The 17,451-nt window shown below is 73.5% G+C and carries 13 protein-coding genes; 7 read left to right on the top strand and 6 right to left on the bottom strand.

Annotated elements, in window-relative coordinates:
- Positions 1-19: 19 nt before the first annotated feature.
- A complete protein-coding gene (locus SCA03_RS10435; RefSeq protein WP_230988570.1) occupies positions 20-1,084 on the bottom strand; it encodes an esterase-like activity of phytase family protein in 1,065 nt (354 codons plus the stop codon).
- 73 nt (positions 1,085-1,157) lie between these two features.
- On the opposite strand from SCA03_RS10435, the gene SCA03_RS10440 reads away from it, so the two are divergent.
- From SCA03_RS10440 to SCA03_RS10450, 3 genes are all read left to right on the top strand, one after another.
- Complete coding sequence (locus SCA03_RS10440) at positions 1,158-2,042, top strand: GDSL-type esterase/lipase family protein (RefSeq protein ID WP_086818276.1); 885 nt, start codon at positions 1,158-1,160, stop codon at positions 2,040-2,042.
- Positions 2,043-2,101: 59 nt separating this feature from the next.
- Positions 2,102-2,713, top strand: a complete 612-nt coding sequence (locus SCA03_RS10445) for a TetR-like C-terminal domain-containing protein (protein ID WP_086818274.1) — start codon at positions 2,102-2,104, stop codon at positions 2,711-2,713.
- A gap of 115 nt (positions 2,714-2,828) precedes the next feature.
- Positions 2,829-3,827, top strand: coding sequence for an aldo/keto reductase (locus SCA03_RS10450; protein WP_030891896.1), 999 nt, complete (start codon positions 2,829-2,831; stop codon positions 3,825-3,827).
- A gap of 367 nt (positions 3,828-4,194) precedes the next feature.
- On the opposite strand, the gene thpR is transcribed toward SCA03_RS10450, so the two are convergent.
- The 3 genes from thpR to SCA03_RS10470 all read right to left on the bottom strand — a co-directional run bounded on the left by thpR (position 4,195) and on the right by SCA03_RS10470 (position 6,832).
- Positions 4,195-4,767 carry an RNA 2',3'-cyclic phosphodiesterase gene (gene thpR, locus SCA03_RS10460; protein ID WP_030895333.1) on the bottom strand — a complete coding sequence of 191 codons (573 nt, stop codon included), beginning with the start codon at positions 4,765-4,767 and terminating at the stop codon, positions 4,195-4,197.
- Positions 4,768-4,849: 82 nt separating this feature from the next.
- Positions 4,850-6,418: an MFS transporter gene (locus SCA03_RS10465; RefSeq protein ID WP_141275325.1), complete on the bottom strand. Its 1,569-nt coding sequence runs from the start codon at positions 6,416-6,418 to the stop codon at positions 4,850-4,852.
- A gap of 36 nt (positions 6,419-6,454) precedes the next feature.
- On the bottom strand, positions 6,455-6,832 hold the full coding sequence (locus SCA03_RS10470) for a MarR family winged helix-turn-helix transcriptional regulator (RefSeq protein WP_141275336.1): 378 nt from the start codon (positions 6,830-6,832) through the stop codon (positions 6,455-6,457).
- Between the two features lie 337 nt (positions 6,833-7,169).
- On the opposite strand from SCA03_RS10470, the gene SCA03_RS10475 reads away from it, so the two are divergent.
- Entirely contained in the window at positions 7,170-7,394 is a 225-nt protein-coding gene (locus tag SCA03_RS10475) for a hypothetical protein (RefSeq protein ID WP_030895328.1), read from the top strand.
- Between the two features lie 41 nt (positions 7,395-7,435).
- Here the strand turns inward: SCA03_RS10475 and SCA03_RS10480 are convergent, their stop codons facing one another.
- Positions 7,436-8,905: an NCS2 family permease gene (locus tag SCA03_RS10480; protein WP_030891869.1), complete on the bottom strand. Its 1,470-nt coding sequence runs from the start codon at positions 8,903-8,905 to the stop codon at positions 7,436-7,438.
- 300 nt (positions 8,906-9,205) lie between these two features.
- On the opposite strand from SCA03_RS10480, the gene SCA03_RS10485 reads away from it, so the two are divergent.
- The 3 genes from SCA03_RS10485 to SCA03_RS10495 all read left to right on the top strand — a co-directional run bounded on the left by SCA03_RS10485 (position 9,206) and on the right by SCA03_RS10495 (position 13,689).
- Entirely contained in the window at positions 9,206-9,463 is a 258-nt protein-coding gene (locus SCA03_RS10485) for a DUF2530 domain-containing protein (RefSeq protein WP_030891866.1), read from the top strand.
- 108 nt (positions 9,464-9,571) lie between these two features.
- The gene (locus SCA03_RS10490) at positions 9,572-12,031 is read left to right on the top strand and encodes a cation-translocating P-type ATPase (protein ID WP_078874114.1); all 2,460 of its coding nucleotides are present in this window, start codon (positions 9,572-9,574) and stop codon (positions 12,029-12,031) included.
- A gap of 218 nt (positions 12,032-12,249) precedes the next feature.
- The gene (locus SCA03_RS10495) at positions 12,250-13,689 is read left to right on the top strand and encodes a hypothetical protein (RefSeq protein WP_086818144.1); all 1,440 of its coding nucleotides are present in this window, start codon (positions 12,250-12,252) and stop codon (positions 13,687-13,689) included.
- A gap of 188 nt (positions 13,690-13,877) precedes the next feature.
- Here SCA03_RS10495 and SCA03_RS10500 read toward each other — a convergent pair whose 3' ends face one another.
- Positions 13,878-17,102 (bottom strand): sacsin N-terminal ATP-binding-like domain-containing protein, encoded by a 3,225-nt coding sequence (locus tag SCA03_RS10500; RefSeq protein WP_086818145.1) that lies wholly within the window; start codon positions 17,100-17,102, stop codon positions 13,878-13,880.
- Positions 17,103-17,451: the final 349 nt, after the last annotated feature.

Here is a 17,451-nt window from a genome sequence, read left to right on the forward strand (position 1 = left end):
CCCATGCCCCCTCACCCCCTCACCCCCTCCCCCTCCGAACCCCCCGCCGCAGCGCCGCCCACACCACCACCGCCCCGGCGAACGTCGCCCCGGCGAGCAGCAGGTTGCTGTGCCCGTCCTCGCCCTCACCCGCCCCGCGGCCCCCCTTATCGTCGCTGCCGTCGCTGCCGGCACTCCCGTCGCCGCCGCCTCCGCCGCCCTCCCGCGCGGACGACGGCAGCGCGGAGCCCGACAGTTCGACGGGCTCGACCTCGCTGGCCCGGCCTTCCGAGCCGAACAGCACGGTCCGGCCGTCCGGTGCGAACGTCACCGATTCGCCCTGGCGCTGCAACGGCACCGGCACCGAGCCGAGGCGTTCGATTCCGCCGTCTCCTCCGCTCTTCCAGCGGTAGGCGGTCGCGCTGAAGTACGCGCGCAGCACGAGCCGGGTCCCGTCCGGCGAGAAGGCGCCGTCCGTGGCCTCGAAGTCGACTCCGGCGATCCGCCGGAAGGTGTTGACGCCGGACGCGGTCAGCTTCCGCGGGCCGGCGTACAGCCCGCCCTTGCCTTTGCTGCTCTTGCTGGCGATGTAGACGCGTCCCGTCTTCGGGTGCACCATCAGCGACTCGGCGTTCCGCGGCCCGCCCTCGTAGCGGACGGTGTAGCGGGTGGGCGTGACGGTCGTGTCCCGCAGCTTCTCCGGTTCCGGGAACCGGTAGATCCACACCTCGGGCCAGGTGCCGTCGAGGTTGTCCCCGATGTCGCCGACGTAGACGTCGCCGTCCGGGCCGACGGAGACGGCCTCGACGTCGCGCGGGTCGATGCCGCGCAGGGTGACGGTGGCGACCGTCTTTCCCGTGCGGCCGTCGACGGCGTAGACGTAGGGGCCGTCGTCGGAGTCGTTGTGCGTCCAGTAGATGTTCTTGTGGGCCCGGCTCGCGGCGAGGCCGCTCGACTCGGTGATCCGTGGGTCCTCGATGGTGAACTTCTCGGGGCTCTTCGCCCCGGCCGCCGCGACGGCCGGCCCGGCGCCCTGGGCCAGGATCACCCCGCCGAACAGCACCGCACCGACTCCCGCCCCGACAGCACGCGCACGCACAGACATGCGCACCAGTCTCCAGCATCGAAGGTGGCCCCGGTCACGGTGCCGCCGCACCATGATCGAGCAGGATGTGCGGATGCGCTTCCTGCTCGTCGGCGACTCCATGACGATCGGCGCCGCCGGCGACTTCACCTGGCGGTACCGCCTCTGGCAGCACCTGACCCGCACACTCACACCCCCGGCCCCGACGACGGCCGTTCAGCAGCCCACCGGCGCAGAGCCCACCGACGGGCAACGGGCAAGCCCCCGGTCCACCGGCCCCCGGTTCGTCGGCCCCCGTACGGCTCTGCACGAGGGGTCGCACGTCTACGCCGGTCCGGACTTTCCGCCGCACGCCCGTGCCCATCTGGCCGGCTGGGGCGAGGGCTGGCTGCACATGGCGCCGCTCGTCGGGGAGGCCGTCGGCCGGTATGCGCCGGATGTGCTGCTCGTCGCGCTCGGCCTCATAGATCTGGGGTTCTACACGGATCCGGAGCAGACCCTGGAGAACGTCGAGCGGTTCCTCGACGGTGTGGTGGAGGCGCGTCCCGGGACGGCGGCCGTGCTGCTGCCCGTCGTGCCCAACGTCCGCGCGGCGCACGACGCCGCCTTCGCCGAGGCGTGCGCCCGCTTCAACACCCTGCTGGAGAAGACCGTCGCCGAGCGGTCCGGGCCGCGCTCGCCGCTGCTGTGCGCCTCGCCCCCGCCCGACTGGACGCTCACCCGCGACACCTACGACGGCACACACCCCTCCCCCGAGGGCGAGCACCGGATCGCCGCGGCCTTCGCGCAGGCCCTGCACCAGGGCTGGGGCGTGGGCGGCCGGTACGCACGCGACGGCGGCCGGCCGCGAGCCGGGGAGGACAGTGCCCCCACGGCGCGCCGGGGAGGGCAGCGCCCCGGAAACGCCGCGAGCGCCCCGCCCGGCTCTTCCGAACCGGGAAACGGAGCGCTCGCGATCCCCCCGACTAATGCACTTTGACGCGCACTAACTGAGTGGGACACTAACCGGAACGTAAGCCTCTACGCAACGCTGAGCCCATGACACAACCACGCCCGCACGGTTCCGTACGCCCCGGCGGACGCACGGCCCGCACCCGAATCGCCGTACTGGCAGCAGTTCTTGAGGAGCTGGAACACGACGAGTTCGCCCGGCTCACGGTCGAGAGAATCGCCCGCAGATCCGGGGTGCACGCGGCCACGATCCGGCGGCGCTGGCAGACCGTCGAGGGCGTCCTGTGCGATCTGCTGGCCGAGCGCAGCCGGACCACCATCCCGGTGCCGGACACCGGAGCGTTCCGTTCCGATCTGCGTGCGCTCGCCGAGTCCATCGCCGCCTTCCACGGCGTCCCGCGCAACGAGCACCTCCTCTCCTCCGTCGTCGCGGCGGCCGCCCGGGACCCGCGTGCCGACACCGTGCTGCGCGAGGCGTTCGGGGAGCGGCTGCGGTACGTCTCGACGCTCGTGCAGCGCGCGGTGGAGCGCGGTGAGCTGCCCCCGGAGACGGACGGCGAGGAGGTCATCGCCGCGCTGGGCGCACCGCTCTACTACCGGCTCCTGATCGTCCGCCGTCCCCTCGACGACCAGCTCGTCCACACCGCGGCCGAGGCGGCCTACCACGCGGCGGTCGCCGGCGTCTTCACCCGCGCGTGATCCGCCCGCCGGGGCGGAACACGGGGCGGCCGGGCCGACCGAGGCGGCGGGAGCGGCGGGCACGACCTCCCCGCGCCCTTGCTTCGAGCGCACTCCAAGTGCCTAGCGTGACCGCATGGAGTACACACAGCTCGGACGTACGGGACTCAAGGTCAGCAGGCTCGTCCTCGGAACGATGAACTTCGGGCCGCAGACGGGCGAGGCGGACAGCCACTCGATCATGGACGCGGCCCTCGAAGCGGGCGTCAACTTCTTCGACACGGCCAACGTCTACGGCTGGGGCGCCGAGAAGGGGCGTACCGAGGAGATCCTCGGCAGCTGGTTCGCGCAGGGCGGCGGCCGGCGCGACAAGGTGGTCCTCGCCACCAAGGTGTACGGGAACATGGCCGCGGACGGTGAGAGCGTCTGGCCCAATCACGACAAGCTCTCCGCGCTGAACATCCGGCGGTCCGTCGAGGCCAGCCTGCGCCGGCTGCGGACCGACCACATCGACCTGTACCAGTTCCACCACGTCGACCGTGCGACGCCGTGGGAGGAGATCTGGCAGGCCATCGACGTCCTGGTGCAGCAGGGCAAGGTCCTCTACGCCGGCTCCAGCAACCACGCCGGCTGGCACATCGCCCGGGCCAACGAGACGGCCGCCCGCCGCGGCTCCCTCGGCCTCGTCAGCGAGCAGTGCCTGTACAACCTGGCCGAGCGCCGCGCCGAGATGGAGGTCATCCCGGCGGCCGAGGCGTACGGGCTCGGGGTCATCCCCTGGTCACCGCTGCACGGGGGCCTGCTGGGCGGGGCCGTCCGCAAGGCACGCGAGGGCGGTGCCGGGCGCACCGGCTCGGGCCGGGCGGCGGACGCGCTCGCCGATCCCGCGGTGCGCGAGCGCATCGAGTCCTACGAGAAGCTGGCGGCCGAGAGGGGCATGGAGCCCGGCGAGGTCGCGCTGGCCTGGCTGCTCACCCGGCCCGGGGTGACGGGCCCGATCGTCGGCCCCCGCACCGAGGACCAGCTCACCTCGGCACTGCACGCCGTCGGGCTGCGCCTCGACCCGGAGCTGCTCACGGCGCTCGACGGGCTCTTCCCCGGGACGGGTCCGTCCCCGGAGTCCTTCGCCTGGTGAGACGGCGGGCGCCCGGGCGGGCCGGCGTGCGTCGCCGGTCCGCTCAGTGCCCGCCCAGCGCCGAGGCCACCACGACCACGACGAAGAGGAGCACGAGCCCCCCGGTGACGATCCGGATCCTGGTCTTCGCATTCACGCCCAATACGGTAGACCGGCCGCACCGGGCCACGTCGCCCACCCCCTGCTCCGAGGGCCCCGGCAGCCCCGTCGGCTCCGGCCGCATCAGCGCGCCCGGCCTGCTTCAACCTGTGCGACCGGCACGACCTGCACGACCTCACAGCCTGCTCGGCCTGCACAGCCTGCTCGGCCTGCTCGGCCTGTGCAGCCGGTGCAGCCGGTGCAGCCGGTGCAGCCGGTGCGGCAAGGTTCAGCCCTCCAGGGCCCACCGCTCCAGCGCCTCGTAGCGGGGCCGCGCTCCGGGCACCCCGCCGGGAGGCGGCACGCTGTGCACGAGCACCAGCTCCCCGGCCGTCCACAACGAGCCCTGGAAGCGCTGGAGTTCGTCCACGTAGGGCCGCAGATCGACGAGGCCGCGGGAGCGCGCCACCGTCAGGTGCGGCCGGAAGCGGGGGCGGTCCTCCTCGGGGACGAGCCCGGCCCGGCGGCCGGCGGCGGTCGCCGAGCGGGCCAGCCGCATCAGCCCGGTCCGCCCGCTGTCCGGCGCGAGCCCGGCCCACAGGGCGCGGTCGCCGAAGCGTCCGCCGCCGCCCAGGCGCAGGGGCACGGGCGCGCAGCGGCGGGCGGCGCGGGCGAGCCGGGCGGTGAGGTCGGCCGTCTCCTCCTCGTCCGCCTCGCCGTAGAAGGCGAGGGTGAAGTGCCAGGTGTCGCGGCCGGTCCAGCGCAGGGCCTCGGCCCCGGGCAGGCGCCCGAGCGGGACGAGCGCGTGGGCGAGTTCCCCCACGGCGTCCGACGGCGGGAACACGGCCGCGAACAGTCTCATGGGGGCACCTTCTCAAAGGCACGCGGCGGGGCGCCCGGCGCCGTGTCCGGCCCTTCGCGGCCGTCCGGCGCCGGGCCCCGGCTCACGCGGGCTCGGGCACGGGCTTGTCGGCCTCGGCGGCGCCGCGGGTCGGCACGAACCGGACGTGCGGCCGGCCCCGGTGCAGGTCGATGGCGGGGCGCAGGCCCGCCAGCCGGGCCAGTACGGCGGCGACGGCGACGGCGGCGAGCGCCGAGATCAACCCGCCGGACAGGAAGCCGGCCCGGGAGCCGCAGGTGTCGGTGATCCAGCCGGTGACGGGCCCGCCGATCGGGGTGCCGCCGACGAAGACCATCATGAACAGGCTCATGACCCGCCCGCGCATCTCCGGGTCGGAGGCCATCTGGACACTGGAGTTGGCGGTGACGTTGAACGTCAGGCCGGCCAGTCCGATCGGCGCCATGAGGGCGGCGAACAGCCAGAACGAGGGGGACAGCGCGGCTGCGATCTCCAGCACGCCGAAGACCAGCGCGGCGCCCACCATCAGCCGCATCCGCGAGTGCCCGCGGCGCGCGGCCAGCAGCGCACCGGCGACGGAGCCGACGGCCATCAGGAAGTTGAGCGTGCCGTAGGTGCCGGGTCCGGCGTCGTAGACGTCGCTGGTGAAGGCGGTCAGCCAGATCGGGAAGTTGAAGCCGAAGGTCCCGATGAAGCCCACGAGGACGATGGGCCACAGCAGTTCGGGATGTCCGCGCACATAGCGCAGCCCCTCGCGCAGCTGCCCCTTGCCGCGTTCGACGCGCTTGGCCGGGTACAGCTCGGCGGAGCGCATCAGCAGCAGCCCGGCGATGGGCGCGGCGAAGGACAGCCCGTTGAGCAGGAACGCCCAGCCGCCGCCGACGGCCGAGATCAGCACCCCGGCGACGGCGGGGCCGACGAGCCGGGCGCTCTGGAAGTTCGCCGAGTTGAGGGAGACGGCGTTGCGGATCTGCGCGGGGCCGACCATCTCGGAGACGAAGGTCTGCCGCGTCGGGTTGTCGACGACGGTGACGAGGCCCAGCACGAAGGCGAGCGCGTACACGTGCGCGACCTGCACCTGGCCGCTGAGCGTGAGCGCGGCCAGCACCAGGCCGGTGACGCCCATGGCTCCCTGGGTGACGAGGAGCAGCTTGCGCTTGGAGCAGCGGTCGGCGATGACACCGCCGTACAGCCCGAACAGCAGCATCGGCAGGAACTGGAGTGCGGTGGTGACGCCGACGGCCGTGGAGGAGCCGGTGAGGCTGTGCACCAGCCAGTCCTGGGCGATGCGCTGCATCCAGGTGCCGGTGTTGGAGACGACCTGACCCATCGCGAACAGCCGGTAGTTGCGTATCCGCAACGAGCTGAACATCGAGGTCCTGGCGCCCTTTTCGCCCCGGGAGCCCTTCCCGGCCGGAGCGTCCTTCCCGGCGGGTGAGTCCTTCCCGGCCGGGGTGTCCTTCTCGTCCGGGGTTTCCGGGGGGTTCTTATCGTCGCGGACGGAACCGGTGTCCGGGCCGTCCGGCTCGGCAGGAGGCGGGGTGGGTGCGGCGGGGGCGCCGGGCGCCGGGCCGCGGGTCTGGTGGGGGATGCGGGAAGTGGAATCGGTCGGGGATGGTGCGGGTGCGGAGTCTGCTCCGTTGCCCGTACTCACGTGGGGGTTCGCCTCCTGCCTGCTCGGTCGTGCTCCTTACAAGTGCGCCAGCTTCTCCAGCACGGGCGCCGCGGCGCGCAGCGTCGCCCGCTCGTCCTCGTCCAGCGAGGCGAACAGCTCGGCCAGCCATGCGCTCCGCTTGGTGCGCGCGGCGGCGAGCATCGATTCGGCCTGCTCGGTGCGGTTGACCACCTTCTGCCGGCGGTCCTCCGGGTGCGGATCCAGCCGCACCAGCCCCTTGGCCTCCAGCATGGCGACGATGCGGGTCATCGACGGCGGCTGCACATGTTCCTTGCGGGCCAGTTCGCTGGGGGTGGCGCTGCCGCAGCGGGCGAGGGTGCCGAGCACGGACATCTCCGTGGGGCTCAGCGATTCGTCGACCCGCTGGTGCTTCAGCCGCCGCGACAACCGCATCACGGAGGACCGCAGCGCGTTGACGGCCGCCTGGTCGGCTCCGCTCACGCCGCCGTCGGCGCCGATGCCGCTGTCGTCCGCGGGGTCGCCGGGCGCCCCGTGCGCACCGGCGGGATCGGACGCGCCGGGCGTCCCGGTCTCGCCGGTGGTGTCTGCGGCACCCTGCGGGGGCCCGCCCGCCGAAGGCGGAGGGGAGAGCTGTTCCGACATAGTCGTTAGCTTAACTCATTACTGCGCCTAACTACTACCGGAATTCGGGGTCGGACCTCACACGTTCGGGTGAGACCTGCCACATTTCGCGGACAGCGGTCGGGGGCGCCCCGCGACGGTGGTTCGTATGACCATCCCGACGAGCCACGGCCGGCACGGCGGCCGCCCGGATTCCCAGGTGCTGAGCCTGCGCGTGGAGACGGAGCTCTTCGACCGCATCAGCGCGCACGCCGCAAAACGCGGAATGAGCGTCCAGGACTATGTCGTCCGGACGCTCATTCGCGAGGATTTCGACGAGCGGTTCCAGTCCGCCGTCGACGAGACGGAACGCTTCTACGGCCGCTCGGCCTGAGGCTTCCGCGGGGCCGCACGGCCCCGCCGGCCCGCCACCGGCTACACCACCCCGACCAGTTGCTCGATCGGGTTGAGCAGGAAGTAGACGAGGAAGCACAGCCCGACCACATTGAGCAGCCACGGCACCTCGCGCAGCCTGCCCTTGGCCGCACGCAGCACGATGTAGGCGATGACGCCGATGCCGATGCCGTTGGTGATGCTGTAGGTGAACGGCATACAGGCGATCGTCAGGAACGCCGGGATGCCGGCCGAGGCGTCGCTCCAGTCGATGTCCCGGACGTTCGAGGACATGATCAGGAAGCCGACGACGAGCAGCGCGGGCGTCGCCGCCTGCGAGGGGACGACCTTCGCGAGCGGGGTGAAGACGAGCGCCAGCAGGAAGAGCCCGCCGGAGACGACGTTGGCGAGGCCGGTGCGCGCGCCCTCACCGACACCCGCCGTGGACTCGACGAAGCAGGTGTTGGCCGAGCAGGAGCCCAGCCCGCCGCCGGCGACACCGATCCCGTCCATGAACAGGATGCGGCCCATACGGGGCAGCTGCCCGTGCTTGTCCGCCAGCCCGGACTCCTGGCCGACGCCGATGATCGTGCCCATCGCGTCGAAGAAGCCGGACAGCAGCACGGTGAAGACGAACAGGCAGCCGGTCAGCCAGCCGACCTCGTGGAAGCCGCCGAACAGGCTGATGTTGCCGACGAGCCCGAAGTCCGGCGAGCCGACGATGGAGTCGGGCACGTCCGGAACGGACAGCCCCCACGCCTTGTCCGGGATCTCGGCGACGGCGTTGATGACGATCGCGAGCACCGCCATGGAGGCGATCCCGATGAGGATCGCGCCCTTCACCTTGCGCACCGTCAGGATGAACATCAGGGCGAGCCCGAGCACGAACACCAGCACCGGCCAGCCCTGGAGCTGCCCGCCCTGGCCGAGACCGAGCGGCACGGTCGTGTCGGCGGAGTCGGGGTTGCGGGAGACGAAGCCGGAGTCGACGAGGCCGATCAGCGAGATGAACATGCCGATGCCGATCGCGATGGCCCGGCGCAGCCCGTCGGGGATCGCGTCCATCACCCGCTGCCGCAGCCCGGAGACGACCAGCAGCATCAGCACGATGCCCGCGAGGACGACCATGCCCATCGCGTCGGGCCAGCTCATCTTGGGCGCGAGCTGGAGCGAGACGACGGCGTTGATGCCCAGCCCGGCGGCGAGCGCGATCGGCACGTTGCCGATGACGCCCATCAGCACGGTGGTGAGCCCGGCGATCAGCGCCGTGGCGGTCACGAGCTGCCCGTTGTCGAGATAGTGGCCGTACTTGTCGTGACCGGCCCCGAGAATGATCGGGTTCAGCACGATGATGTACGCCATCGCAAAGAAGGTGGCGAGCCCGCCCCGCAGCTCCCGGCCGACGGTCGAGCCCCGGGCGGTGATCTGGAAGAAGCGGTCCAGCGGGGAGCGGGGGGCGGACGGAGGCGTCGGGGACGCCTCGGAATCGACCGGTTCGGCCGAAGCGGACATGCGTGACCTCGGGTTGCGTGCTGGCCTGGAGAGGCTGGGGACTGCGTTGACCGCGCGGCACCGCGGTCAGCGGATGGATCAGCTTGGTTGATCGAACGAAAGAAACCAGTCAGATCCAATTGGCTTCAGTATGAACAAACAAATGGCGTGATCGCCATCTCCGCGCGTAGACCTCCCGGGAGCGGCCCGGTCGGTCCCCGCGGGGCCCGGTCGGGCCACTCGGTAGGCTGGCTGCCGTCGGGCTGCCACGGGCCGCCGAGGGCACTGTGCACAGGGGAGGGAAGCGCCGCGATGGGTCTCATGAGCAAGTGGACGGACGGGAAGCGGGAGGCGCCGGAGCCGCTGGAGGGCAACGTCGTCGCCACCATCGTCACCGGCACCATTGCCTGGCTCGTTCTCTTCCTCGGCCAACTGCCCTTCTACGGCTGGTTCGCCGACCACGGCCACACCTGGTGGCTGTGGACCTGTGCGGCGGGCGCCGGCCTCGGCTGCGTCGGTGTCTGGTACGTGCGCAAGCGGGACGCGGCGATCCGCAGGGCCGCGGCCGAACGCGAGTAGCACCCGCCGCCCGGCCGGGCGGCACGGTACGGCGGTTTCACGACAGGCGGCGGCCGAACCGCGTACGGATCGTCCCGAAAACCCCCGAACCCGCCGTACCGTCGCTGCATGACGACGCACCGCGCCGGCAGCGGCGAGCACGGCGAGCACCGCGGATCCGGGCAGCCCGGCGCATCCGGTCAGCACGGTGAGGACGGCCGGGGACGGGCCGGGGCGCGGGCCGGCGGGCTCACCGCGGCCGAGGTCGCCGAGCGGGTCTCGCGCGGCGAGGTCAACGACGTGCCCGTGCGCAGCAGCCGCTCGGCGGCGGACATCGTCCGCGCCAACGTCTTCACCCGCTTCAACGCCATCATCGGCGTCCTCTTCCTGATCATCCTCATCGTGGGCCCGCTCCAGGACGGGCTGTTCGGCTTCGTGATCGTCGCCAACACCGGCATCGGGATCATCCAGGAGCTGCGGGCGAAGAAGACCCTGGACAATCTGGCCGTCATCGGCGAGTCCCGGCCACGGGTGCGGCGGGACGGCAGGAGCACCGAGGTGCCGACCGGTGAGCTGGTGCTCGGGGACCTGGTGGAGCTGCGCCCCGGCGACAAGTGCGTCGTGGACGGCGAGGTCGCCGAGGCCGACAGCCTGGAGATCGACGAGTCGCTGCTGACCGGTGAGGCCGACCCGGTGGTCAAGCGCCCGGGCGACGCGATCCTCTCCGGCAGCTTCGTCGTCGCCGGGAGCGGGGCCTTCACCGCGACGAAGGTGGGCAGCGAGGCGTACGCGGCGCGGCTCGCCGAGGAGGCCAGCCGGTTCACGCTCGTCCACTCCGAACTGCGCGGCGGCATCAGCCAGATCCTCAAGTACATCACCTGGATGATGGTCCCGGCCGCGATCGGGCTGGTGCTCAGCCAGCTCGTCGTCGAGCGGCACCACGCCGACGAGGCGATCCGGCGGATGGTCGCGGGCATCGTGCCGATGGTGCCGGAGGGGCTGGTGCTGCTCACCTCCGTGGCCTTCGCGATCGGCGTCATCCGGCTGGGCCGCAAGCAGTGCCTCGTGCAGGAGCTGCCGGCCATCGAGGGCCTCGCGCGGGTGGACGTCGTCTGCCTCGACAAGACGGGCACGCTCACCGAGGGCGGCATGGACGTGAGCGAGGTGCGTCCGCTGGGCGGGGCCGAGCCGGACCGCGTCGGCGAGGTGCTCACCGCGCTCGGCGCCGCCGAGCCGAACCCGAACGCCAGCCTCCAGGCGATCATCGACGCCTATCCGCTGGGCGAGGAGCAGCGGGCCGGCTGGCGCTGCACGGACACGCTGCCGTTCTCCTCGGCCCGCAAGTACAGCGGCGCCGCCTTCACCGAGCCGGGCGGCGAGCGCAGCGCCTGGCTGCTCGGTGCGCCCGATGTGCTGCTGCCGCAGGGCGACCCGGCGCTGGAGGAGACCGGCCGGCTGGACCGGGAGGGGCTGCGGGTGCTGCTGCTGGCCCGGGCGTCCGGCGCGCTGGACGCCCCGGACGCGGCCTCGGCCGCCGAGCCGGTCGCGCTCGTCGTCCTCGAACAGCGGCTGCGGCCGGACGCCCCGGACACCCTGGCGTACTTCGCCGAGCAGGACGTACGGACGAAGGTGATCTCCGGCGACAACGCGGTCTCCGTCGGCGCCGTGGCCGGCAAGCTCGGGGTGGCGGGCGCCGAGTCCCCGGTGGACGCGCGCCGGCTCCCGGAGCAGCCCGAGGAGATGGCTCAGGAGCTGGAGGCGCACGCGGTGTTCGGCCGGGTGACGCCGCAGCAGAAGCGGGAGATGGTCGGCGCGCTTCAGAAGCGGGGGCACACCGTCGCGATGACCGGGGACGGCGTCAACGACGTGCTCGCTCTCAAGGACGCCGACATCGGTGTCTCCATGGGCTCCGGCTCGGAGGCGACCAAGGCCGTCGCGCAGATCGTGCTGCTCGACAACAGCTTCGCCACCCTGCCGTCCGTGGTCGCCGAGGGGCGCCGCGTCATCGGCAACATCGAACGCGTCGCCACGCTGTTCCTGACGAAGACGGTCTACTCGGTGCTGCTGGCGCTGCTGGTGATCTGCTGGCAGGTGCCCTACCCGTTCCTGCCCCGCCATCTGACGCTGCTGTCCTCGCTCACCATCGGCGTGCCCGCGTTCTTCCTCGCGCTGGCGCCCAACAAGGAGCGGGCACGCCCGCACTTCGTCCGGCGGGTGATGCGGTACGCCGTTCCCTCCGGGCTCATCGCCGGGGTGGCGACCTTCGTGACGTATCTGCTGGCGCGGCACCACTACAGCGGCGCCGGTGCGCTGTCGGCCGAGACCAGCGCCGCGACGCTGACGCTCTTCCTGACGGCGATGTGGGTGCTGGCGATCGTGGCCCGGCCGTACACCTGGTGGCGGATCGGACTGGTGCTGGCGATGGGGCTCGCGTTCGTCGTGGTGCTGGTGACGCCCTGGCTCCAGGACTTCTTCGCGCTCCGGCTGGTGGGGACGACGCTGCCGTGGACGGCCGTCGGTGTCGCGGCCGTCGCCGCCGTGCTGCTGGAGGTGGCCTGGCGGCGGGTGGGACGCAGTTTTCCGGCCTGAGCGGATTCCGGCCCGGGCGGACGGAATACCGAAATGCACTCCCGGACATTTCAACTGAACCAATTGACAGGCGAATTCCGTTGAACCGGAACAAGCCGCCGTGCAGAATTCCCGGGCGGCCGCTGCCGTCGTTCAGCGGCCCGGAAATCAATCCCAGGAATTCCCACCGCGGTTGGCGTGCGCGCGCACGGCGGTGCGCATGTGCGAAGGAGCAGGACATGTCCCATCCGTCTCCCCTGTCCGTCCGGCGGCGCCGGGAGGCCACCGGCCGTCCGGTGGGCCCCGCCCGCGCCCGCGACCCCCGCAGGGCGGCCCTCGGGGGCGCGGCCCTCGCGGTCACCCTGCTCGCGGCCGGCTGCGGCGAGGACGGCGGCGGAGCGGACGGGGCGGACGGCGACGCGGCGGCGCGGGCACCGCGGGCGGAGCTGCTGCACAAGGTCCCCTCGCCGGCCGCGAAAGTGCGGAACGCGGCCGGCACGATGGGAATGTGGACGACCGACAAGCACTTCGTGAAAGCGGACCTCGGAAAGATCGTGGGATATCCGCTGGACGGCGGCCAGGCCGCGTGGACGGTGCGACTCGGCGGTGAGCTGTGCTGGTCCACGCCGGAGGCCACCGAGGACGGCATGGTGGCCGTTCTCTTCAAGGACCCGAAGGACGCGGCGAAGGGCTGCACCCGGGTCGGCCTCGTCGATCTGAACCGGGGCCGGCTGCGCTGGCAGCGCGAAGGCAAGGAGGACGGCAGCGCCCAGATGTTCGACGAGGTCACCATCGGGGCCGGCACCGTCGCCGCCGGCGGCACCAGCGGCACGGCGGGCTGGACGCTCGGCGGGCGCCCGCTGTGGGCACCCGAGTACGAGCGCACGTGCGGCGTCCGGGGCTACGCCGGCGAGGGCGACGGCCTCGTCGCCGTGCGCGACTGCGGCAGCACCGACCACCCGCGGCTGAAGGTGCAGACCCTGGACCCGCGCAGCCGCACCCCGAAGTCGACGTTCCCGCTGCCCGCCGGCACCGAGTACGTGCACGTCGTCTCCGTCCGGCCGCTCGTCCTCGCCGTGGACGACGGCAAGGCCCAAGGGGGCTCCGGCGTCTCGGAGTTCCTCAGCGTCGACGACAGCGGGCCGCGCGGCCGGCTCCGCGGCAGAATCGACGCGAAGGGCGGGAAGTACGGGAAGTACACCGCCGACTGCCCCTCCTCCGAGATCACCGGCTGCAAGCAGCTCGCCGTCGACCCGAAGGCCGGGCTGCTGCACCTCGCCACAGAGAAGCCCGTGGGGAGCGGCTCGGACGCCGAGAACTCCCTCGTCAGCTTCGATCTCAAGACCGGCGAAGCCAAGGGCACCGTCGAGGGGACCGAAGCCGGCGAGCTGATCCCGATGGGCCTCGACGGCTCCGGCAAGGTGCTCGCCTATCAGAAGAGCGACATGTTCGACGAGCGGGGCGGCGGCGTCTGGCGGCTCGACCCGGCCGGCGGCACGAAGAAGCAGCTGCTCCAGAACGCCTCGGAGACGTACAAGGTCGAGTCCGACATGGAGATCGGCGAGAACCGGTACCGGTACGCCGAGGGACGGCTGTACCTGGGCGCCGACGAGATCACCTCGCCCTCCGCGGGGTCGAAGGCACCGCCGCTCGCCGCCGTCTTCGGCCGCGCCGGCTGACCGGCGCCGAGGCCCCGGAGGGCCCGCTCACGGGGGTGAGGCGGGCCCTCCGGCACAGCGGCACGACACAGCGGGACGACACAGGGGGACGACACAGCGGGCGGTGCCAACGGGCGGTAGGCACCGGGGAGTTGCGCCCCCGTGCGGTTCGCCGGGGACGCGGGGCCGCCCGGAGGGAGGCCGGCCGCTCAGTCGAACCAGCGGTCGCGGGCCAGTTCCCCGGTGCGGGTCGGGTCCTCCAGCAGGGCCGCCACCTCGAAGCGGCGCGCCCAGTGCCCGGCCGCCCAGGCCAGCCCGGCCGCGACACCCTCCAGGGTGGCGGCGTGCAGCGTCCCGTCGGCGGCCAGACGCCAGTCCAGCTCGACGCCGTCGACGCGCAGTTCGTCGTGCTCCCGGTAGTGCGCGGGGGCCTGCGGCAGCAGCGCACGCACCGCCGCCGGCACCTCGTGCTCCGTGCCCTCTCCCGCGACCTCGCCGGGGACGGCCTCGCTCAGCCGGCGCACCTCCAGCAGATGCGCCAGCTCGCCCGCGCCCTCCGGCCGCACCGGCAGCAGCGGACGGTCCCCGGCCAGCGGCAGCAGATCCGGTGCGTCCGCCACCAGCGTCTCCTCCGCGTCCACCACACACGTCTCACCGGGCCGGGCGGCCCGCACCGCGCGCAGCGCGTCCGGCAGGGTCAACGCTTCGGCGTCCAGCCCCGCCTCCGTCAACAGCGTGTACAGGGCGTGCAGTTGGTCCGGTTCGACCTCGCTGTCCGGGTCGGCCAGCCGGGCCAGCAGCTCCGCCGGGCCGCCGGGCTCGTCCAGCAGCGCCGCCGCCGAGGTACGCACACCCAGCGCCCGCAGGACGGCCGCGTCCCGCACGTCCCCGGCGTCGGCCTCCTCGTACAGGCCGCGCAGCAGCGGGTCGCCGCCCGTGGCGCGCAGGCCCGCCGGGCGCCGCCCGTCGAGCACCGGATGGCCGCGCAGCCACCAGGCCGTGTACGGGCGGACGGTGGTCGAGGTGCCGTCGGCGAGGCGTACCCGCACCGGCGCCGTCAGCGCGTCCCGCAGCGGCGGGCGGGCCAGCATCGCGAGCGCCTCCGGCCAGGCGTCGTCGTCGACCAGGTCGAGATCGCGGACGGCGACCAGCTCGGCGGCCGTCGGCGGCACGGCGGGGGCGCCGCCGCCCCCGGTGCCGTCCTCGGCCGCGATCCGGTCCAGCACGTCCTCGCACCACACGTCCACCGCGTCCAGCAGGCCGACGTCGTCCGGCTCCGGCCAGTCGCCCTCGCGCGGCTCCATCTCGTCCGGGTCGAGCACCACATCGGTGGCGCGCACCAGCGCGAAGTCGGCCTGGACACCGACCGCCGTCAGCGGCTGCTCGCCCCAGCGGTCGACCAGCTCCTGGTCGCAGGCCGCCAGCTCGCCCTCCCGGACGACGCGGGCGAACGCGCTGCCCGGGTAGACCAGTTCGGCGGCCGGCGCCGGCTCACCGTCCTCGTCCGGCAGCGCCAGCGCGCCCAGCCACGGCTCGTCGCCCGGCGCCAGCGCCGCGTCCCGCACCAGCGTCAGCACGATCTCTGCCAGCTCCTCGGCGCCGACGGGGCCGCCGCCACCGAGGCCGTCGGCGTCGTCGGCGTCGGCGGGTCCCATGTCCCAGTCGTCGTCCGCCTCCAGCGAGGCGGCCACCGCGGCCCGCACCTGCGGCGTGGTCAGCACGGCACGCGGCGTCGCCGCCGTCGCGCCCAGCTTCTCCAGCAGCGGATGCACCGCGTCCGCGTGCGCGGCCTTCAGCCCCAGCCGGGCCAGCCGCCGCGCCGGCACCGTCCCGTCCGGCAGCGGCAGCAGCACCTGCCGCGGGCCCACCGTCGTCCGGCCGTCCGCCAGCGGCACCGGCAGCCCCGTCAGCCGGTCCGGATCGACGCCCGACAGCGACTCGTACAGCCGCCACCACCACTCCGCCGGACGCTCCACACCCGCCAGCCGGTCCACGGCCTCACCCAGCGGCACCCGCGCGACCTCCAGGACGCGCAGCTCGCTGCGGCGCTCCAGCCCGGCCGGCAACAGCTGCGGGAACAGCTCGGAGAGCACGGCGACGGTCTCCGCCCCCGCCCCCTCGATCAGCTCGGCGTCCCGCGGACGCAGCGGCCACGGCTCGCCCGTCGCCTCGTCCGCCACGGCCGCGCTCGCCAGGAACGGCACCTCGGCCAGCCGCTCCAGCACCAGGCCGCGCAACTGCCCGTCCAGCTCGCCCAGTCCGAGCGGGCCCGGCACCAGGCCGACCGTGCCGGCGGACACCGGCCGCCACTCGCGCAGCAGCCGCGCATACGCCTCGGCCGCGCGCTCCAGCAGAAAACGGGTCAGCGGACCCGGCGCCACATGCCGCCGCGTCGGCTCCAGCGGGAACGAGGCCAGCAACAGCGCCGGCATGCCCAGCGGTTCGTCCGTGGGCGTCGGCGCGTACACACACGCCGCCGTCGACGGACGCACCGGCGCGCCCTCGGCGTCCACCGGCACCGCCCACGTCACCGACCAGTACGGCCGCGCCCGCTCCTCCACGGGACGGTCCGCCAGCAGCTGCGGGTCGGCCGTCCCACTGTCCGAGCACAGTCGCCACCGGGTGGTGCCCGGCTCCTCGCCGGACGGGCCGCCCGAGCGCTCGATCCGCACATACGGGCCGTCCGGGTCGGTGTGCCGGCGCAGCGTCCGCACCGTGCCCGCACCGTCGTCGACGACGACCTCCACCAGGCCCGGCAGCGCCAGCAGCAGCGAGTCGTCCACCGCATCCAGCAGCCGGCGCACCAGCGCCACCGCCGCCTCGTCCCGCAACGGCAGCCGGACCACCGTGTCGTAGCCCTCCGGGACCGCGCCCGGCCCGGTCTCGTACGGCAACGGCAGCCGCAGCAGCGGCACATGGCCCTCGCGCCGCTCCAACTCGGCCGCCAGCTCCGGATTGCCTGCCGCCGCCTCCCGGGTGAGCCGCCGCGCCTCCTCCAGCGACCAGCGCACCCCCTCGCCACCCCCCTCACGGGAGACCACGGCCGGCGCGTCGGTGACCGCCAGCACGGCCGAGAACCCCACCCCGAACCGGCCCACGGCCCGCGCGTCCGGCGTCTCCCGCTTCGCGGAGGCACGCAGCGTCGACAGCGACTCCACACCGGCCGCGTCCAGCGGCGCCCCCGTGTTGACGGCCGTCAGCGCGTCACCGTCCAGGGTGAGCCGCAGCCGGCCCGTGACGCCCGCGCGGGCCGCCGCGTCCGAGGCGTTCTGCGCCAGCTCGACGACGAGCCGGTCGCGGTACCCGCCCAGCGCGAGGTCCTGCTCGGCGTTGGCATCCTCCCGGAAACGGGCGCTGGAGGCCGTCCAGGCGTCCAGCACACCGCGCCGCAACCGCTCGGTCCCGTACGTGTCCGTCACCACTCGGCTCCTCATCCACGCGGCCGCCCGCGCGTCCGACAACCGGCGGGAACCCTCCCCGCCGCCCCGGCCCGGCACCGGCCGCGTCCACGACGGTCTCCAGGGCCACCAGAGAGTACGGCACGACACCCCCCACCCCCGCCGCCCCCCGCTCCCACCCCCCGACACCCGCGAGCCACCGGCCCCCGCAACACACCCACACCTGGGACGGCCCGACACCCGAATTCGCCCGTGCTTCGGACGGCCCCACACCTGGAATCGCCCCTGCCTGGGACGGCCCGACACCCGGAGCTGCCCGTGCCTGGGACGGCCCGACGCCTGGAGCTGCCCGTGCCTGGGACGGCCCGACGCCTGGAGCTGCCGG

This window comes from Streptomyces cacaoi (assembly GCF_006539165.1).
Classification (GTDB): Bacteria; Actinomycetota; Actinomycetes; order Streptomycetales; family Streptomycetaceae; genus Streptomyces; species Streptomyces cacaoi.

Coding starts and splice junctions, on each gene's coding strand:
- SCA03_RS10435 (WP_230988570.1), bottom strand. CDS start 1,084: ATGTCTGTGCGTGCGCGTGCTGTCGGGGCGGGAGTCGGTGCGGTGCTG.
- SCA03_RS10440 (WP_086818276.1), top strand. CDS start 1,158: ATGCGCTTCCTGCTCGTCGGCGACTCCATGACGATCGGCGCCGCCGGC.
- SCA03_RS10445 (WP_086818274.1), top strand. CDS start 2,102: ATGACACAACCACGCCCGCACGGTTCCGTACGCCCCGGCGGACGCACG.
- SCA03_RS10450 (WP_030891896.1), top strand. CDS start 2,829: ATGGAGTACACACAGCTCGGACGTACGGGACTCAAGGTCAGCAGGCTC.
- thpR (WP_030895333.1), bottom strand. CDS start 4,767: ATGAGACTGTTCGCGGCCGTGTTCCCGCCGTCGGACGCCGTGGGGGAA.
- SCA03_RS10470 (WP_141275336.1), bottom strand. CDS start 6,832: ATGCGGTTGTCGCGGCGGCTGAAGCACCAGCGGGTCGACGAATCGCTG.
- SCA03_RS10475 (WP_030895328.1), top strand. CDS start 7,170: ATGACCATCCCGACGAGCCACGGCCGGCACGGCGGCCGCCCGGATTCC.
- SCA03_RS10480 (WP_030891869.1), bottom strand. CDS start 8,905: ATGTCCGCTTCGGCCGAACCGGTCGATTCCGAGGCGTCCCCGACGCCT.
- SCA03_RS10485 (WP_030891866.1), top strand. CDS start 9,206: ATGAGCAAGTGGACGGACGGGAAGCGGGAGGCGCCGGAGCCGCTGGAG.
- SCA03_RS10490 (WP_078874114.1), top strand. CDS start 9,572: ATGACGACGCACCGCGCCGGCAGCGGCGAGCACGGCGAGCACCGCGGA.
- SCA03_RS10495 (WP_086818144.1), top strand. CDS start 12,250: ATGTCCCATCCGTCTCCCCTGTCCGTCCGGCGGCGCCGGGAGGCCACC.
- SCA03_RS10500 (WP_086818145.1), bottom strand. CDS start 17,102: ATGAGGAGCCGAGTGGTGACGGACACGTACGGGACCGAGCGGTTGCGG.